Source organism: Sandaracinaceae bacterium, assembly GCA_020633055.1.
In the GTDB taxonomy this organism is placed as follows: domain Bacteria; phylum Myxococcota_A; class Polyangia; order Polyangiales; family Houyiibacteriaceae; genus JADJJE01.
In genome coordinates this window covers 1-18304 of the sequence record JACKEJ010000016.1, presented here as the reverse complement: position 1 = coordinate 18304, position 18304 = coordinate 1, and the positions used below count along the sequence as shown (strand labels likewise).

Sequence of the window (18304 nt, the reverse complement as noted above, 5' to 3'; positions counted from 1 at the left end):
GTGCCGGCGCTCTACAGCGTGGCACGGCGCCTCTTCCGCCGAGCGGCGAGCCTGTACTTCGTCGACGTGCAGGTGGAGGGGGCCGACAACGTGCCGCGCGAGGGGCCCGTCGTCTTCGCCGCGAACCACCCCAACTCGCTGATGGACACCGTGCTCTTGGGATCGCAGGTGGAGCGCGACGTGCACTACCTGGCGCGCAGCGGGCTGTTCGCCCACCCGCTGGCGGCCGCGGCCTTCCGTGCGGCGGGGGTCATCCCCGTGCAGCGCGCGCAGGACCAGCCGGGGCACAGCACTGCGGCGGAAGGGGGCACAGGGGCAGGCGGGGACGCGGCGCCTCCGTCACCGGGCCCCACGCCCGCATTGCTCCCCAGCGTGGGCGCGGCAGCCGGGCCCGAGACCAGCGCGATGGGGCTCGACAACGACGCGGCCTTCGCCGCAGCCTTCGATGCGCTCGAGCGCGGGAGGGCCGTGGGCATCTTCCCCGAGGGGCAGAACGCGCCCACACGGCACGTGCGCGCCATCAAGACCGGCGTCGCGCGCATCGCGCTCGGGGCCGAGGCGCGACACGACTTCACGCTCGGCGTGGTGGTGGTGCCCGTTGGGCTGAACTACGTCGAGCGCGAGCGGTTCCACACGGCGGCGCTGGTGCGCTTCGGCGAGGCCCTGCGCATGAGCGACTACGCCGTGGCCTACCAGGAAGACCCGCGCGCGGCCGTGCGCGCCCTGACGGACGACGTGCAAGCGGCCATGCGCGAGGTGGCGGTGCACGTCCCCCGCGAGGAGCAGATCGACCTGGCCGAGGACCTGTACGCGCTCTACGGCGCGCAGCTGCGCGACGATGTGCTGGGCAGCATGCCGGACCTGCGCCTGCCGCAAGAGAAGCTGCTGGACGAGGCCACCGCGCGTGCCTCGCGCGCCGAGCAGCTGGGCGACCGCTTCCTGGCGGAGCAGCTCATCGCGGACGCCTTCGACTGGTTCGAGCAGACCGAGCCGGAGCGCGCCGCAGCCCTCGCCAAGCGCGTGCACGCCCACAAGCGCCACCTCGACCAGCTGCGCCTGCGCGGCGACTTCGCGGCGCGACCGGGCAAGCAGCTATCGTCGCGCGCGGAGGCGGTCAAGCTCGCGCTCTACGCCGTCCTGCTGGGGCCCGTGGCGGCCTACGGGCTGGCGCACAACTTCGTGCCGTACCGGCTCACGCGCATCGCCGCGCGGCGAGCGCCCGACGAGCCGATCCAGGCCATCAGCGCGCTCGCGGCGGGGCTCTTCGCGTTCGGGCTGGCCTACGCGCTCTTCGGGTGGCTCGCCTGGCACGGCAGCGCGTCGCTGCTGGGCGCGACGCTCTACGTCAGTACGCTGCCCTTCGCGGGCTTCTGGTTTTTTCGCTACCGGCGGCGGCTGGGCATCTACGCGCACCGCATCGTGGCGCGCACGCTCTTCCGCACGCGCCCCAAGCTGTATCGCGGGCTGCTGCTGGAGCGGGAGCAGCTGCTGGTGGAGCTCGACGCCGTGCGCGTGGCGTACCAGCGCGCGCTGGCGCACCGTGCGCAGCCTCCGTCGTGAGCCGCTACCGCCCCGTGGCCGCCGCGAGCAGGCGCTTGCCGATGGCGCGCTTCGCGGCGTGCACCGCCCGGTCGAACAGGGCCAGCGCCTTGATGGCGGGCTCGAGCTGCGGGCTCACCTGATACTGCGTGAGCTCGAACACCACCCCGTCGGGCCCGGTGAAGTACACGTAGCGCACCGGGTCGCCACCGCGCGGCTCGGAGTGTGGCACATAGCCCGCGCGCTCGATGGCGGGGATGAGCGCCTCGAGGTTCGCCACGTTGAGCCCGATGTGCGCCACGCCGAAGCCCACTCGGAGCGCCCCGTCGTCTGCTTCCGGGGGCGTGCGCGGCGCGATGCCCGGCGGGAACGCGGACACGGCCATGAACTGCCCGCCCAGGAGCAGAATGTGGTTGAACGCGTCGTCCCCCGTCGCGCCGTTGTCCTTCGGGATCTTCCCCATGGGCTCCGCCCCGAGGACAGTCATGTAGAAATCCAGCGTGTGCGGCAGGTCTTGTGCGTAGACATGGACATGGTCGAACGTGACGCCCATGTGACCTTGCGTACCACGTTGGCACGGAGATCGTAGGATGGATATGACGAAGCTTGGTTGGTTGGTGTGGGGAAGCGCTGCTGTCCTCGGGTTGGGGTCATTCGGTTGCTCCAGCGGCGGTGGTGGCTCGCCGGACATGGGTCAAGAGGTGGACCTGGGTGGAGGCGGGACCGACGGGGGGAATGGGACCGACGGAGGGAACGGAACGGACGGGGGCGATGGCACGGACGGCGGGACCACCGACGGCGGTAGCGGAACGGACGGCGGAAGCGGCACGGACCAGGGCAGCGCGACGGATGCAGGTCAATGCCTCGTGCGCTTCGCGAACTGTCAGGCCAACCCCAGCGGCTGCTGCCAAGGCCTGCTGTGCAGCCAACAGGCCAACGTGTGCGTGAGCGACACCAACCTGCCCGACGGCGGCATGTGCGGCGGCGAGGCGTCTGCGTGTACGCCCGGCAACTCGAACTGCTGCGCTGGCCTCGTGTGCTCCATGTTCGGGCAGAACCACTTCTGCGCGCCGGACTTCAGCGCCGACTCGGGCGTGTGCCTCTCGGGCAACATGGTGTGCGACGTGAACGCCGACGCGTGCTGCGAGGGCACGGTCTGCGTCCCCTTGGTGGCCAACAACGGTCGCTGTCAGACATTGCTGCCCGACGGTGGCACGTGCCTCGGCACGGGCGAGACCTGCTCGAGCCTCGGCGGCGGCGTCTGCTGCAACGGCGCCTGCGTCTTCGGCGGGAACCCCGTCATCGGCTCCTGCCCTTAGCCGCCTCGAAGCAACGCGCGTACGGCCCCGCTTGCCAAGCCCCACGCGATAAACTAGAACGTGTTCTACTTCGAGCCCGGCGTCGCCCTCGCGCGTCGCCGGGTCTTTGCGACGCTCGCTCGGTAGGACCGCATGCACCTCGACTACACCCCCTCTCAACGCGCCCTCCGTGACGAGCTGCGCGCGTATCTGGCCGACCTCATCACGGACGAGCTCATCGCCGAGCTCGACGCGTCCGAAGGCGGTGGCCCGCTCTACCACAAGGCCATCCAGCAGCTGGGCGCCGACAACTGGCTCGGCATCGGCTGGCCCAAGGAGCACGGCGGCCAGGAGCGCGGCCCCATCGAGCAGTTCATCTTCTTCGACGAGGTGCAGCGCGCGGGCTTCCCGGTGCCCATCCTCACGCTCAACACCGTGGGGCCCACGCTGCTGAAGTACGGCACGCCCGAGCAGATCGCCGCGTACGCGCCGCGCATCTTGCAGGGCAAGTGCCACTTCTCCATCGGCTACACCGAGCCGGACTCGGGCACGGACCTGGCGTCGCTCAAGACCACCGCGGTGCGCGACGGCGACGAGTGGGTCATCAACGGACAGAAGATCTGGACCAGCCTGGCCGACCACGCGGACTACGTGTGGCTCGCGGCGCGCACCAACCCGGACCCGGCCGCGCCCCCGCACAAGTCCATCAGCATGTTCATCGTGCCGACCGACGCGCCCGGCTTCAGCCATACGCCCATCCACGCGCTGGGCGAGAACAACGTGCACGTCACCTACTACGAGAACGTGCGCGTGCCCGCCGGCAACCTGGTGGACCGCGAGGGCGGCGGCTGGAAGCTCATCACCAGCCAGCTCAACCACGAGCGCGTGGCGCTGGTGGGCGTGGGTCCGCTCGAGCGCATCCTCACCGAGACCCTCGCGTGGGCCAAGGAGACACCCAACGGCCAGGGCGGCACGCTCATCGACCTGCCCTTCGTGCGCAGTAACCTCGCGCGTGTGCACGCCAAGCTGGACGCGCTGAAGCTGCTCAACTGGCGCCAGGCGTTCAACATCGCCGAGGACAAGCTGGGCCCGGCCGAGGCCTCGGCCATCAAGGTCTACGGTTCGGAGCTGTACGTGGAGTGCTCGCGCCTGCTGATGGAGGTGCACGGGGCCGCGGGCTGCCTGCACCACAGCAGCGCAGGTGCCGTGCTGCGCGGGCGGCTCGAGAAGTTCTACCGCATGAGCCTGGTGCTCACCTTCGGCGGCGGCACCAACGAGGTGCAGCGCGACCTGATCGCCCAGTTCGGGCTCCACCTGCCGGCCATGGGCCGCCGTAGCTGAGATTGAGAGAGGCAGGAGACCGCCATGAAGTTCCAACTGAGTGAAGATCAGCAGGGCATCGCCGACGGCCTGAAGCAGATGTTGAAGGGGCTCGTCACGGACGAGTCGCTCAAGGCGCTGGCCAAGGAGGGCGCGTGGTTCCACGAGCGTGCCTGGCAGACCCTGGCCGAGGCCGAGATGCTGGGCCTGGCCATCCCCGAGGCGCACGGCGGCGCCGGCTTCGGCATGCTGGAGCTGTGCCTGCTGCTCGAGCAGGTGGGCCGCACCGTGGCGCCCATCCCGGCGCTCGAGACGCTGGTGAGCACCGCGCTCCCCATCGCGCAGTTCGGCACGGACGCGCAGCGCGCGCGCTTCCTGCCGGGCATCGCCAAGGGTGAGCTCATGCTGACGGCCGCGTTGGTGGACGGTGGCACGCGTGACCCGCGCTCCCCGGCCGCCACCGCGGTGCGCGATGGGGCCGGCTTCAAGGTGACGGGGACGTTCACCAACGTGGCCTACGTGGCGCAGGCCGCGCGCGTGCTGTTGGCGGCCAAGACCGACGTGGGCGTTTTGGTGTGCCTCGTGGACCCGAAGGCCGCTGGCGTCGCGGTGGACACGCAGCGCGGCACCAACACGCAGCCGCTGTCGCGCCTCACGCTGGAGGGCGTCTCGGTGGCCGCGGACGACGTGCTGGGCACGGAGCAGACGGGCGCGAGCGTGCTCGACTTCGCCATTCAGCGCACGCTGGTGGGCATGGCCGCGCTGCAGTACGGCGTGGCGCGCGAGGCGCTCATCATGACCGCCCGCTATGCCTCGGAGCGCAAGCAGTTCGGCATGCCCATCGGCATGTTCCAGGCGGTGAAGCAGCGCCTGGCCGACGCGTACATCGACGTGGGTTGCATGGAGGTCACCATGCTGCAGGCGGCCTTCAAGCTGGACGCCGAGCGTGACGCGGCGGCCGACATCCTCACCGCCAAGTTCTGGGCAGCCGAGGGCGGCCAGCGCGTGCTCTTCGCCGCGCAGCACGTGCACGGCGGCATGGGCTTCGACCGCGACTACCCGCTCTTCCGCTACTTCCTGACCGGCAAGCACCTCGAGTTCACGCTGGGCGGGGCCAACGAGACCGTCGAGCGCCTGGGCGCGCTGCTGGCAGCGAGCTGAGCGCACCCGTCGACCGACACGGCCGGTGCGCCGCTGGCCCGCCACACAAAGCGCATCTGAGCGGCTCCGCGAGGGGCGTCGTCCGAGAGCCCCCGTCCGGGGGTCGCCGGGCCGCGCCCCTTGCCATGTGGGGATTCGTGAACAGATTGCGGGCCTCGTGCGTTCCACGAGCTGAGCGCACCCGGGGGTGTGCCGCGACTCACCAGCCAGGAGGCCCTCGCCATGAACCGCACCGCCAGCCCCGCGACCTCCGAGACGCACAGCGCGCTGCTCGGCTACCTCTTGTGGATCTTCGGCTTCCTGGGCGCCCACCGCTTCTACTTCGGCAAGAAGCTCACGGGCACGCTCTACTTCTTCACGCTCGGCCTGCTGGGCGTCGGCTGGATCATCGACCTCTTCCTCATCCCCGGAATGGCGCGCAAGGCCCGCGCGAAGTACGTCGACGGACCGGTGGACTACGACATCAGCTGGCTGCTGCTGACCTTCCTCGGCGCGTTCGGCATCCACCGCTTCTACCGCGGCGCGTGGTTCACGGGGTTGTTGTATCTGTGCACGGGGGGCCTCTTCCTGCTGGGCATCGTGTGGGACTTCTGGTTCCTCAACGAGCAGTGCAGCGAGCGCAACACGGAGTTGGTGCGGCCTGCGGCGAGGCCGGCCCCGCGCGTGGAGCGGCCTGTCACGTTTTAGAGCACCGAGCGACCCGCGGCAGCTCGGACGGCCGCTCGAACGTGCTGTGACGACCTCGCGGGTCAGCCGTCGCCCAAGACCTCCACAGCGCTCGTGGCGGTCAGCACGCGGATGAGCATCTGCTCCAGCTCGGACCCGGTCGCAGCGTCCACACGCGCGTCGAGCGCAGCGTCGAGCGAACCGATCCGCGCGCTCAGCAGGTTGCGCAACGTGCCCCGCAGGGCAGCCAGGGCGGGCGGCCCATCAGCTCCGCGTTGCTGGCAGCGGCGAGGTCGTCGATCAGTACGTCGAGGTTGGGCACGAAGCGTCGCAGGGCCGGGTGCTCGGCCAGGCCCTCCACCATGGCATGTACGGAGGTAGGCGCGCTCCAAGCGCGGGCGCCGTGGTGCACCACCGGCGGGACCACCAGGGGCAGCGTCCCCCGGTGGTCCCGCCGGTGCGGAGCTTGGCTCACGCAGTCAGCCGTCGCCCAGGACCTCGTCTGCGCTCGTGGCGGTCAGCACGCGGACGAGCATCTGGTCCAGTTGGGGCGCGGTCGCGGCGTCGATACGTGCTTCGAGCGCTACGTGCAGCGACCCAAAGCGCGCGCTCAGCTGTTTGCGCAACGTGGCGCGCAGCGCGGCCAGAGAGCCCCGCTCGAGGCCCTGCTGTAGGCCCTGCTCGCGGCCTTGCTGAATGAGTTGTTCACCGGCTGATGCCAAGGGACCCTCCGCGGTGGGGACGTGTATCAGGATCGCGCGGCGGACATCTTCAACAGATTGCTCGCCCGCCGCCAACAGAATGTAGCGCAGCAGCGCTTCGAGTTCATCCGGGTGCTGTTCCGCCACGACGGTGAGCAGCGCGGCCCAGAACTCCAGGTGGGCGAGGACGGCATGAACGTCGCGGCCATCGCGCAGCAGCCAGGAGGCCACCCGGGCCACGGGTGCGAGCGGGCGGCCCATCAGCTCCGCGTTGCTGGCCACGGCGAGGTCGTCGATCAGCAGGTCGAGGTTGGGAACGAAGCGTCGCAGTTCAGGGTGCTCGGCGAGTCCTTCCACCATGCCGTGCACGGACCTGGGCGCGCTCCACGCCCGGGCGCCGTGGTGGACCACCAGCGGGACCACGAGGGGCAGCGTCCCCCGGTGGGGCTCGTCGGCGCGGAGTTTGGCCCAGATGCGCACCACGTACTCGAGGATGCGGAAGGGCATGTCCGGGTCGGCCCTGCTCTGGTGCTCCAGCAGCACGTAGACGTACACGTACCGTTGCCCGTGACGAGGCTTGCGGAAGGGCACCCGGAACAGCAGGTCGGTGTGGCGCAGGCGGAGTTCCTTGGACACGAAGCTCCCCTCCACCACCTCCAGCTTGTCGAGGTCCAGCTGCGCCACGAGCGAGCCCGGGAGCATGGTGCGCAGCTCGCCGGCCGCGTGCTCGGGGGCGGAGAAGATCCTCTTGAACAGCGCGTCGTGCTTCGCCATGCCCGGCCGTCTTCGGCCGCCACGGGCACGAGTTGCGCGCTCATGTGTTCGCGCGACTACGGGCCCAAGCTTCCTGCGGGACGGTGCCAGCCGGCACCACGTCACGCGACGCCGACCGGCTCAGGAGCGTTCACCCGGACGTCAACCGTCGCCCAAGACCTCCGCGGGACTCGCGGCGGTCAGCACGCGGACGAGCATCTGCTCCAGCTCGGGCCCGGCCGCGGCATCGACACGCGCATCGAGCGCAGCGTCCAGCGATCCAAAGCGCGCGCGCAGGAGGTTTCGCAACGTAGCGCGCAGCGCGGCGAGAGAGCCCTGCTGTAGGCCCTGCTGTAGGCCTTGCTGCAGGCCCTGCTCGCGGCCTTGCTGAATGAGTTGTTCACCGGCTGACGCCAAGGGACCCTCCGCGGTGGGGACGTGTATCAGGATGGCGCGGCGGACATCTTCGAGGGATTGCTCACCGCCAGCCAGCAATATGTAGCGCAGCAGCGCCTCGAAATCATCCGCGTGCTGCTCCGCTACGAGGGTGAGCAGCGCGGCCCAGAACTCCAGGTGGGCGAGGACGGCACGGACATCGCGGCCATCGCGCAGCAGCCAAGAGGCCACGCGGGCTACGGGCGCCAGCGGCCGGTCCATCAGCTCCGCGTTGCTGGCCACGGCGAGGTCGTCGATGAGCAGGTCGAGGTTGGGCACGAAGCGCCGCAGCTCAGGGTACTCGGCCAGGCCCTCCACCATGGCATGTACGGAGGTAGGCGCGCTCCACGCGCGGGCGCCGTGGTGCACCACCAGTGGGAGCACCAGCGGCAGCGTCCCCCGGCGCGGCTCGTCGGCGCGGAGCTTGGCCCAGATGCGCACCACGTACTCGAGGATGCGGAAGGGCATGTCCGGGTCGGCGCGGCTCTGGTGCTCGAGCAGCACGTAGACGTACACGTACCGTTGCCCGTGACGAGGCTCGCGGAAGGGCACCCGGAACAGCAGGTCGGTGTGCCGCAGGCGCAGCTCCTTCGACACGAAGCTGCCCTCGACCACCTCCAGGCTGTCGAGGTCCAGCTGCGCCACGAGCGAGCCCGGGAGCATGGTGCGCAGCTCGCCGGCCGCGTGCTCCGGGGCGGAGAAGATCCTCTTGAACAACGCGTCGTGCTTCGCCATGCCCGGCCGTCTTCGGCCGCAACGGGCACGAGTTGTGCGCTCATGGGCTCGGGCCGTTGGTAACGGGTGGCTGGAGACGCAGCTGCGCCCACACCCCGACGCAGCCGTCCCCGCTTACAGCGCAACCAAGCTCGGCGTCCATCGGCCCGGGCGTGCCGGTCCTCCCGCAGCAGGCGCATGGTCATACCCACGGCGCTCGTGTGCCATCGGGTCACGCCGATGACGATTTCGTAGTCACGCACACTCGATTACGCTAAGGTAATCGCTGCGCACGCATTACCCTTTCGTCATCGGAGCACCCATGGAGGCCATCATCGCGTCCCCAGCCGACCTCGGCCGGCTGGTGCGTCACACCCGCGAGTCCCACGGCATCACCCAACGCGACCTCGCCGCGCGGCTCGGCGTCAGCCAGCGGTGGCTGTCCGAGCTCGAAGCCGGGAAGGGCAAGCACATCAACGAACGCTACTTCGCCGTGCTCGCGGCGCTGGGCATCCACCTGCGGGCCACGGTGTCCAGTGACTGAGCCGTTGGTCGTGCGCCTCTCCGGGGTGGAGATTGGTGAGCTGCTCCCAGACGGCACCCTCCGCTGGGTGGACCACTGGGCACGGCTCGCGCCTCTGAACGCACGGGTGCTGTCCCACTCGCTGCCCTTTGGCGCCGCGGGCCTCCCGGCCGGCCCCTTCTTCGGCGGGCTCTTGCCGGAAGGAGCCGGCCTCGAGCGCCTCGCGCAGGAGACGCGGCGGGCCTCCAATGACTTGGTCGGACTACTGGCCGAGGTGGGCGCCGACGTCGGCGGCAGCGTCACCATCGGGGAGCCGCGACCCCCCCTCGAGCCCATCGTCATCGACGAAACCGAGTACGACCGCGTCCTCGAGCGCGCCGCGGGCTACATCCGCGGCAGCACCGTGGGTGGCGGCGGGTCCTCCGCTGCGGGGGTTCAGCCAAAGGTCGCGCTCACCTGGGACGCACGCGCCGAGCACTGGCTCATCGGGCGCGGGAGCACGCCGTCCACGCACCTGCTCAAGCCCGTCCCCAATGAGCACGCGGCACGTCTACGCGCGGAGGCCTATCTCAACGACGTGGCCAAGGCGCTCGGGCTCTCCACGCACGACGCTCGCATCGAGCAAGCTGGCGAGCGCACCGTGTTGGTGGTGGAGCGCTACGACCGCCGACGCACGGTCGACGGCATCGAGCGCATCCACCAAGAGGACGCGGCCCAAGCGCTGGGCCTGCCCTGGGGCGGCAACGCCAAGTACGAGACCGTGAACGCGCGCGCCAGCCTGGCTTCCATCGCGCGACTGGTCGGGGGCTCCGCGCTCTCGCCCCGCGCCACTGGGCGCGACCGCCTGCTCGCGCTCACCACGCTCAACGTCGTGGCTGGCAACACCGACGCGCACGCGAAGAACTTCTCCGTGCTGCTGCCCACGCTCGCGGATGCGTTTGGAGCGCCCGGGGAGGCGCGCCTGGCGGAGGCCTACGACATCGTCCCCCAGGTCCTCTTCACACGCGGGGAAAGCGACCCCCTCGCCATGGCGGTGAATGGTGAGTTCGCGCCGGGCGTGATCACGGTGGGGCACCTGGTGCGCGAAGCAGAGCGCTGGGGCATGCCGCGCTCCCGGGCGACGACGGTGGTGGAAGACGCGCTGCGGAGCATCGCAGGCGCCGTTCTGACGCTCGGTCAGCGCCATGGGGTCTCGGCCGCACTCCCCGTGTTCCTCCTCGAGCAGACCGCCAACCTGCGTCGTGGTGACCGCGCTTGGACCAGGCCGCTCCCGCCGGCGATCGCTCTCGCGTCCGCGTAACGCCGCGCCGATGTCCACGCGTCGGGCGTCAGCCGGGATGGCGGGGCTCGTCACGCGCAATCCGCTGCTTGGATCCCTCGGGCCGCGCGCGTGAGTCCACGCCCGCTGCGCTGAGAGCTGCCGCCACTGGCGCGCCGGCCCTCCGACGCACCCTCGGACCCAGACCTACGGCCCGACGTTCGGCACGCGCTGCGCCAACAGCTGCACCGCCGCCGTGCCCGTGCCGTTGCCCTGCACGCCCTGGATGTCCGCACCCCAGCACCACACGGACTGGTCCGCCCGCGAAACGCACGCCCAGCCCTGGCCCGCGGCAATGTGCGTGGCGTCCAGGATGGGCATCATCGTGGTGTCCAACACCTGGCGTGCCGTCGCGCTGTCCACCGTGTTCACGCCTTGAGCCGCCGCTCGGTCGTCGCCCCAGCACCAGGGGGAGTACTGTCCCGGCCCCGCGCCCGGCCGCAGCGCGCAGGCCGTGTCCACGCCCGTGACCAGCTGCACGGCGTCCGCGATGGCACCCGACGTGGACAGGATGCGGTTGGCCACCGACGAGTCGCTGCCCTGACCCACGGCCTGCAGCGACGAGAAGCCCCAGCAGTACACCGCCCCGCCCGACGTGCGCGCGCAGGTGAGCGCGCCACCCGCGCCGCGCCCGAACGCCACCACGTCGCTCGGGAGCCCGATGACGTCCACGTCGGCGTCCGTCTCGGCGGTGCTCGCGAAGCCGCGCCCCAGCTCGCCGTTGTCGTTCTCGCCGAAGCACGTCACGCGGTTGCCGCCGCTCGGGTTGGGGCGCAGCGCGCAGGTGAAGCGCAGCCCGGCGTACACCTGGAGCGCGTCGTCCACGGCGGTGGCCGTGGGCGTGCTCAGCGTCCCGCCCAGCGTGCCTTGCCCCAGCTGTCCGCGGGTGTTCCCGCCCCAGCACAGCACCTGCCCGGTGGCCAGGACCGCGCACGCGTGGTCGTGCCCCGCCGACACGCCCGTCGCGTTGGTGATGCCCACCGCCTGCACGGGCGTCGGGCGCTGGCTGGTGTCGCTGGTCCCTTGCCCCAGCCGGCCGCTGCCGCCGTTGCCAAAGCAGAACACCCGACCCGCCGCGTTGCGGGCACACCCGAAGGTGTTGCCCCCGTCCAGCTCCACGAAGCCCCGGGGCCCCTCGCCGGGTTCGAACAGGGTGATGGCCGCGCCGTTGCCCAGGTCCCCCGAGAGCCCGCGCCCCCACGCGGCAGACCCGCCCGTGCTGCGCAGCGCGAACACGCCCTCCCACGTCGCTGCCAGCTGCGTGAAGGGCGCCTCGTCGCACGTGCCCAGCGTGCCCACGCCGCAGCTGTCGCCCAAGCCGCAAGGCTGCAGGCACCCACCGCAGTGCGCCGGGTCGCGGTCCGTGCTGACCTCGCAGCCCGTGCTGAAGGTTCCGTCGCAGCTGTCCCGCCCGCTCACGCAGCTGGCCACCTGACACGCGCCGTTCATGCACACGCCCGTGCCGTTGGCCAGCATGCACGCCGCGGCGCCGTCCTCGTCCACCTGCATGTCGCAGTCGTTGTTGAACCCGTCGCAAGACTCCACGTTCCCCGGGAAGTTCCCGGCGTCGAGGTCGTCGCAGTCGTCGTTGCTCAGCACGTAGCCCTGCGGAGGGTTGCACGTGACCATGCCGCCGACGGGGCTTCCGTGCCCGTCCGAGTCGCCGTCGGGGTACCAGCTCTGCGGCGCGTCCTCGTCCATCATGCCGTCGCAGTCGTTGTCCAGCCCGTCGCACAGCTCGGGAGCGTTCGCGAAGATGGTGGGGTTGTCGTCGTTGCAGTCGCCCCCGCCTTCGACGGCGCCCACCGGCACGCGGTTCGGGCACGCGAACACGATGCCCAGGCGCGCGTCCCCCACGCCGTCGTTGTCCGTGTCCTGATAGTACGCGTTGCGCAGCCCGCTCTCGTCGATGCGCCCGTCGCAGTCGGTGTCGATCCCGTCGCAGTCGTCGTTGGCGCCCGGGCGGATGCTCGCGCTGGCGTCGTTGCAGTCGCCGCCGCGCGTCACGCGCATGGGCACGGGGGTGCACGACATCACCGTCGGCCCGTTGCTGTCGCCGAAGCCATCCCCGTCCAGGTCCACGTACCAGATGGCGTCGGCGCTGGCCCCGTCCACCACGCCGTCGCAGTCGTTGTCGATGCCGTCGCACAGCTCGGGCGCGCCCGGGTACACGCTGGGGTTCGCGTCGTTGCAGTCGTTGCCCCCGCAGCGGTGGTCGGGGAAGCCGTCTTGGTCGTCGTCCTCGGTGTCCCCCGGGCGGATGAGGAAGTTGGCCAACCCGTCGCAGTTGTTGTCCATGCCGTCGCAGCGCTCGGGGGCCGACGGGCTCATGCTCTGGTCGTTGTCGTCGCAGTCGCCGGGGCGCACGGCGTAGCCGGGGACCACGGCGCACGAGATCACGGGCGTCGAGTCCGGGTCGCCGAACCCGTCGATGTCCGCGTCCAGGTACCAGGCGATCGGCGCGGACGACTCGTCGGTCCTGCCATCACAGTCGTTGTCCACCCCGTCGCAGATCTCCAGCTGCGCCGAGTGCACGCGCGCGGCCCCGTCGTCGCAGTCGTCCTGCACCACCGAGAAGCCGGGTGCGTCGGCGCACACCGCCTGCGGGCTGCCGCCCTCGTCGCCGTGCAGGTCGTGGTCCGCGTCGGCCCACGCCATCACCGCCACGCCCTCGTCCACGGTCTCGTCGCAGTCGTTGTCGATGCCGTCGCAGGCCTCGGTGTTGCCCGGTCGCGCGTCGCGCCGCTGGTCCGCGCAGTCTTGTCCACAGAGGCGCATGCCCGTCGCCGTCACGTTGCAGCAGGCGGCGTCCACGAAGCCGTCGCCGTCCTCGTCGCGCGTGCCGAACGTGACCGGGTTGCAGTCCTCGTCCACGTCGAACTCGTCACACACCTCCACATTGCCGGGGAAGCGGTTCGGGTCCGTGTCGTCGCAGTCGTCCCCGCCGCAGGCCACCGCGTCGTGCCCGTCGCCGTCGGCGTCCCCGCAGGTCACGGTGCACTGCATCGCCTCGTTGTCGCAGAACTGCGTCCCCCCGCAGGGGGGGCAGCCCCGGAACGCACCCGCGCGTGCTGGCGCGGGCGCTGGTGGGGTCGCAGGTCTCGGGCCCGTTGCAGAAGTTCCCGTCGTCGCACGCGTCGTTGGACGCACACTGCTCGGGCAGGAGGTCGTTCGGGTCCACGGTGGTTCCGGCGTCCCCGCAGCCGGCGGCGAAGGCGCACGCCCACAGCATCCCCACACAGCCCAGCCCCAGCCCACGACGGCTCTTCCGACACAGGCCACCCAACATCCAACGAGCCATCGCAACCTCCATCCCCGGACACACCCCCCCGGCGCATCCGCCATCAGGCTATCACGCAATCTTGCGCCGTGGGCCGCGGACGATGTGGACCGATGATTCCAGCTGGGTACGGTCCGCAGTCGGATTCAGCCTCAATCGAAGCAGGCGTCGTACGCTTGCTCGATCGTGTCCGGCAGCGACGGGCAGGCCTCGATGCCTGCGCCGGCGGCGTCGAAGCAGGCCTCTACCGCAGGCTGGTCGCACGCGGCGACGTCGTTCAGGCAGTCGATCGCCTCGTCGTACACTCGGACTCGGCAGCGTGTGTTCTCGAGGGCTTCCGCACGGAACGTCTCGTACACGCTGGCTGCGCAGGCCTCTTCGGTCGGCGTAGTGTCGCCTCCGAAGTTGCTGACGCACTCTTGCTCGGAGTTGGCGCCGGTGGCCGCGAAACATTCACACAATACGGCGACGGCGTCGTCCTCCGCGTCGCTCAACTGTGCATAGAGGTTGGTCTCCGACCCTCCGCACGCCGCGAGGCTCAACAACCCAGTCATCAGCGCCATCCAGACACGGGCTTGGTTCTTCATCCGACCAGCGTAGCGTCGATGTCAGCAGCGTGGCAATCGCGTGGAGGAGCGGGGCCTATCGCGTCCAGCGACGCCGCAGACGCGCGACGAGTAGCAGGATGCTGCAAGCGCCCCAGGCTGTGACAGCCCTGTCTTCGAATCGGGCGCGGCCCACCGCGCAACCAGCGCCGCGGCTACTTGGCACGCGTTGGTCGTGTTGCCCCGCGTCCCCACCCGCAGCATCGGGCGCACGTCCCGCGTCCTGCGGCGACGTCCCCGCTTCCGGCACTGAGACGCCACCGTCGAGGGTGTGGCCTCCTGCATCTGCTTCGACCCCAGCGTCCTGAACCGTGCCCGCATCCTGCATTCCGCAAGCGGCTGCAATGCAGCTGTCCAGCCAACCATCCAGGTTGCAGTCAAGCGCTGCGTCATCCGCGATTTCACATGAATCCGGGACGGCGTCTGCGTTGCAGTCCCGTTCCAGACCACTCGAGATCTCGCATGCGTCGATCGCACCGTTGCCGTTGCAATCCGCCGCCCGTCCCTCGGCCACGTCACAGGCATCGGGGCTACCGCTCTCATCGCAGTCAGGCGCGCAGTAGTCTGGTGTCCCGTTGCCATCGCAGTCGGGTGCCGGCCCTGGGGGTGGCGCGGGTGGGTCGGGGACGTCCTCGACCGGCTCCGTCACCAAGAGCTCTTGGTTCAGCGCGACGTCGCTCAGGACAACCTCGTGGCCGCCGAGGAAGCGCACCCGCACGGTGGCCGTGCGCGCGGCGGCGCTTGTCCCGAGCCCGATGTGGGCCACCCGCTCGGATTGTCCGACGAAGTGTGTAATCGACCCAATCTCGCTCACCCACGTCCGGCCCTCGACGCTGACCTCCACGCGAGCGCCGAGCGCCTCCGTATTCCCGTGCGTACCGCGCGCGCGCACTCGCAGGTAGTCACCCAGTGACACCCCAGCGTCGTTTCGGTACAGCAGCGGGGTGTCGCCGTTGCGCACGACGACTACGTCTTGGTCGCCGTCGCGGTCAAAGTCGATCAGCGCGAGACCGCGTCCAGGCATGGTGTCCGAGAGCCCCAGCGCCGCTGCGACCTCCGTGAATGTCCCGTCTCCGTTGTTGCGGTAGAAGACCATGGGGTCGTTCAGGTTCCCGTCGAAGTTGTCGCCCGTCGTTGCGATGATGTCCATGTCCCCGTCATGGTCGTAGTCCATCGCGGCCGTTCCCCACCCCCAGCCGCCGCTCGCCACGCCGGCATCGTCGGTGGCATCGACGAACGTCCTGGCACCACGGTACAGGTAGAGGCCGTGGCCGCGTGTCCGCAGGATGTCGGGGGAGATGCCAGTCATGAAGAAGTCGAGATGCCCGTCGCCGTCGAAGTCCGCGACGGTGGATCCCATACCAAAGCGGCCGGTGCCGAACGCTGGCTCGTAGCGCGAGAACGACCCCCCTTCGTTCCAGAAGAACTGGCTCATGCCGAAGTCGCCCGTGACGAGGAGGTCGGACCACCCGTCTTCGTCGAAGTCCGCAAACCCTGCGCCGTAGGACACCCACGTCACCCGCTGCAAGTCCAATACCTGTGGCGCTGCGGCTTCCGTCACGTCCTCGAGCCAAGCTGCGACAGAACGTTCGCCTCGATACAAGCGCGACCGCGACTCACCGCACTCCTTGAAGCGACCGCCCCAGTGGGACACGAACAGGTCGACGACCCCGTCACGGTCATAGTCGCCGACCGCGACTCCGAAGCCGCTGCTCGCGTGCGGCGTATCCATGTCGAAGAGCGCCTCGCTCTCCGTCTGGTCGGCGAAAGGGAGCGGGTACCGGTTGAGGAACAGTCGACTGCTCTCGTCGCCAATGGTGGTCACTACGAGGTCGAGCGCACCGTCCCCGTCGATGTCCGTGAGCACGACGCCACTGGCTCCAGGGATCGTCCCGAGCCCCATGTCGTCGCTGATGTCTTCGAACGTGGTGTCCGGCCGGCCGCGGTATACCAGCATTGACGCGTCCGGCCTCGACAAGACGATGTCTGCGAGGCCGTCACGATCCACGTCCCCCACCGCCACGCCACCCGTGTAGTCCACCAAACAGGCGTATGGGATCGCGTTGCAGATCCGCGGACCCACGTTCTCACGCTGCGCCAACGTGAGGCCGCTCGCTGCGCCGACCTCCACAAACCCCTGCGCATCCGCAACCGTCGCGCTCTGCGGCACACATAGAACCACAAACCCGCACAACACCCACATTCGGCGGCGTAGATATTTTCCTTTCCGTTCTGGATCCATGGCCTGAGGCTCTGATATACGTATAGTTCGAACGCGGGCTCCGCGTGTGTGCTTTTTTCCTCCCCTGGACTGGATTGTGGAGATGATGATGGACCGACTGGTTCGCCTAGTTTTCGTCGTGTCGTTTTCGTTGTTGGCTACCGGCTGCAACGGCTTCGACCTGTCGGGCTGCCTCGACGGCTGCTTGGACGACTGTCTCGCCGACTGCGACAGCTGCGGCGCTTGCGATTGTGCGTGCGACTGTGAAGGGTGCTCCATCCTTCCCATTCCTGGCGGATTCCCAGCTTCGGAGCGCATCCCGAACGCCACGCAGGTGCGCCTGTCGCCCGACGGCATCCAGTTCATCGAAGACAACGCGGAGGCCCTCATCGCCCCGCTCCTCGCAGACTTTGCACCCGGCTCCACGATGGACGACATCCGCGTGACGGTGCCTCCGCAGGCTCAGCGGTTCGACATCGGCGGCATCGTCAACGGGGGCATCGGCCTCTGCATGCAGCCGAACAACCATCGTACCGCCAGTACGTCGGGAGCAAGCTTCGGGGAGAGTGCCAACAGCTCGTCGTTCAGTGTGAGCGAGGCGACCGTTGCCGTCGCTTTTCAGTCGGGCATCGATGACTCGTTCTCGAGAACGGTACGGATTCAGCAGAGCACGGACGGTGGCTCCAACTGGTCAAACGCTTGCAGCAATGGCGGCAGCACGATCAGCGCTCCAATCTGCTCGGCGACGTTGGTGCCCGGACGCCTCTACCGCCTCCGGACGGAGGTCGGCGCGACGCTCTCGGGTCTCACGTCGTACCTCCGCCTGGGTGACAATGGTGGCTGCCAGGTCAGCCTTGACCTGCGAAACCTCGACATCAGCGCGGTGGACGCCACGCCCGACCGCCTGCGGGTCGACGTCGGGATTTTTGCACGCAGTGTCGACCGCAATGGTCAGCCCCGCGCCATCCCCATTCTCGGTCTTGGTGTCGTCCCGAGCTGTGAGGCGAACGTCAACACGCAGCCGGGCTCCACGCCGACCATCGATTTCCGAGCCGAGATCGCCATTACGGAGCAGACGACTGGGGCTCGCGCGGGCTACGGCAAGTTCGAGTTGCTCACGGCGCGCTTCATGGGCCAGGGGCTCGAGTCGCAGGACTACGGCATTACCTGCTCTGGCTTGGCTGGCGCGCTCTTGAGCCTGTTCCAGGGCGTCGTCAACGGGACCATCGAGATGACCGTCGAGGGCATTGTGAACGAGGGCGATCTCATCCAGCAGTTCGCGGACCTCAAGCAGCCCGCGCTGGCCGACCCCACCAACAACAACGAGCGCACCCTGTGCCCGGCTGGCAGCGCCGCGAAGGCGAGCGATGGGTACTGCTACCAGGACACCAACGGCGACGGCATGAACAACTCGAACGAGAACACGGCTGTGCCGCTGCTCTTGGGTGCCGAGGGTCGCCTGGACATGGGTGACTTCCTGTCCGCCATCTCCCCCGGTCTGCGCGCGGCGGTGGACATCATCGCGGCGGTCGACGGCGAAGCCCGTGCGGTCAACGTCAACGGCGGCACTCTCGGGTACACCATCGACCTGTTCGGTGGCTTCAACACCCTGCAGGCCAGCAGCTGCATCACCGACCTCGAGAACCCGCCCGAGCTGCCCACCGTCACCGAGGCGTCCGCGTTCCGCGGCGGTGAGGGCGACAACAACCACATCTCCCTCGGTCTGTCCGAGGAGGTGATGAACTACGGTGCCTACCAGCTGTGGCGCTC

16 protein-coding genes are annotated in these 18304 nt (G+C 69.5%); 8 read left to right on the top strand and 8 right to left on the bottom strand.

Going from position 1 to position 18304, the window contains the following annotated elements; genetic code table 11:
* Complete coding sequence (locus H6726_30855; protein ID MCB9662081.1) at positions 1-1560, top strand: 1-acyl-sn-glycerol-3-phosphate acyltransferase; 1560 nt, start codon at positions 1-3, stop codon at positions 1558-1560.
* A gap of 4 nt (positions 1561-1564) precedes the next feature.
* On the opposite strand, the gene H6726_30850 is transcribed toward H6726_30855, so the two are convergent.
* Positions 1565-2092 (bottom strand): VOC family protein, encoded by a 528-nt coding sequence (locus tag H6726_30850; protein MCB9662080.1) that lies wholly within the window; start codon positions 2090-2092, stop codon positions 1565-1567.
* A 136-nt stretch (positions 2093-2228) separates the two neighbouring features.
* On the opposite strand from H6726_30850, the gene H6726_30845 reads away from it, so the two are divergent.
* The 4 genes from H6726_30845 to H6726_30830 all read left to right on the top strand — a co-directional run bounded on the left by H6726_30845 (position 2229) and on the right by H6726_30830 (position 6005).
* Positions 2229-2858: a hypothetical protein gene (locus H6726_30845; protein MCB9662079.1), complete on the top strand. Its 630-nt coding sequence runs from the start codon at positions 2229-2231 to the stop codon at positions 2856-2858.
* A gap of 132 nt (positions 2859-2990) precedes the next feature.
* Positions 2991-4178, top strand: a complete 1188-nt coding sequence (locus H6726_30840) for an acyl-CoA dehydrogenase family protein (GenBank protein ID MCB9662078.1) — start codon at positions 2991-2993, stop codon at positions 4176-4178.
* Between the two features lie 24 nt (positions 4179-4202).
* On the top strand, positions 4203-5318 hold the full coding sequence (locus tag H6726_30835; GenBank protein MCB9662077.1) for an acyl-CoA/acyl-ACP dehydrogenase: 1116 nt from the start codon (positions 4203-4205) through the stop codon (positions 5316-5318).
* 222 nt (positions 5319-5540) lie between these two features.
* Complete coding sequence (locus tag H6726_30830; protein MCB9662076.1) at positions 5541-6005, top strand: TM2 domain-containing protein; 465 nt, start codon at positions 5541-5543, stop codon at positions 6003-6005.
* Positions 6006-6067: 62 nt separating this feature from the next.
* Here H6726_30830 and H6726_30825 read toward each other — a convergent pair whose 3' ends face one another.
* From H6726_30825 to H6726_30810, 4 genes are all read right to left on the bottom strand, one after another.
* Entirely contained in the window at positions 6068-6214 is a 147-nt protein-coding gene (locus H6726_30825) for a hypothetical protein (GenBank protein MCB9662075.1), read from the bottom strand.
* Positions 6199-6459 carry an Rpn family recombination-promoting nuclease/putative transposase gene (locus H6726_30820; protein ID MCB9662074.1) on the bottom strand — a complete coding sequence of 87 codons (261 nt, stop codon included), beginning with the start codon at positions 6457-6459 and terminating at the stop codon, positions 6199-6201. Before H6726_30820 ends, H6726_30825 begins: the two co-directional genes overlap by 16 nt.
* 4 nt (positions 6460-6463) lie before the next feature.
* A complete protein-coding gene (locus tag H6726_30815) occupies positions 6464-7459 on the bottom strand; it encodes an Rpn family recombination-promoting nuclease/putative transposase (GenBank protein ID MCB9662073.1) in 996 nt (331 codons plus the stop codon).
* A gap of 141 nt (positions 7460-7600) precedes the next feature.
* Complete coding sequence (locus H6726_30810) at positions 7601-8608, bottom strand: Rpn family recombination-promoting nuclease/putative transposase (protein ID MCB9662072.1); 1008 nt, start codon at positions 8606-8608, stop codon at positions 7601-7603.
* Positions 8609-8909: 301 nt separating this feature from the next.
* On the opposite strand from H6726_30810, the gene H6726_30805 reads away from it, so the two are divergent.
* Positions 8910-9131: a helix-turn-helix domain-containing protein gene (locus H6726_30805; GenBank protein MCB9662071.1), complete on the top strand. Its 222-nt coding sequence runs from the start codon at positions 8910-8912 to the stop codon at positions 9129-9131.
* Entirely contained in the window at positions 9124-10410 is a 1287-nt protein-coding gene (locus H6726_30800) for a HipA domain-containing protein (protein ID MCB9662070.1), read from the top strand. Before H6726_30805 ends, H6726_30800 begins: the two co-directional genes overlap by 8 nt.
* A gap of 165 nt (positions 10411-10575) precedes the next feature.
* Here the strand turns inward: H6726_30800 and H6726_30795 are convergent, their stop codons facing one another.
* The 3 genes from H6726_30795 to H6726_30785 all read right to left on the bottom strand — a co-directional run bounded on the left by H6726_30795 (position 10576) and on the right by H6726_30785 (position 16483).
* On the bottom strand, positions 10576-13434 hold the full coding sequence (locus H6726_30795) for a hypothetical protein (GenBank protein MCB9662069.1): 2859 nt from the start codon (positions 13432-13434) through the stop codon (positions 10576-10578).
* A 426-nt stretch (positions 13435-13860) separates the two neighbouring features.
* Positions 13861-14295 carry a hypothetical protein gene (locus H6726_30790; GenBank protein MCB9662068.1) on the bottom strand — a complete coding sequence of 145 codons (435 nt, stop codon included), beginning with the start codon at positions 14293-14295 and terminating at the stop codon, positions 13861-13863.
* Positions 14296-14350: 55 nt separating this feature from the next.
* Positions 14351-16483 (bottom strand): CRTAC1 family protein, encoded by a 2133-nt coding sequence (locus tag H6726_30785; protein ID MCB9662067.1) that lies wholly within the window; start codon positions 16481-16483, stop codon positions 14351-14353.
* Positions 16484-16643: 160 nt separating this feature from the next.
* On the opposite strand from H6726_30785, the gene H6726_30780 reads away from it, so the two are divergent.
* Positions 16644-18304 (top strand): hypothetical protein (locus tag H6726_30780; GenBank protein MCB9662066.1); only part of this gene is annotated, 1661 nt, incomplete at its 3' end.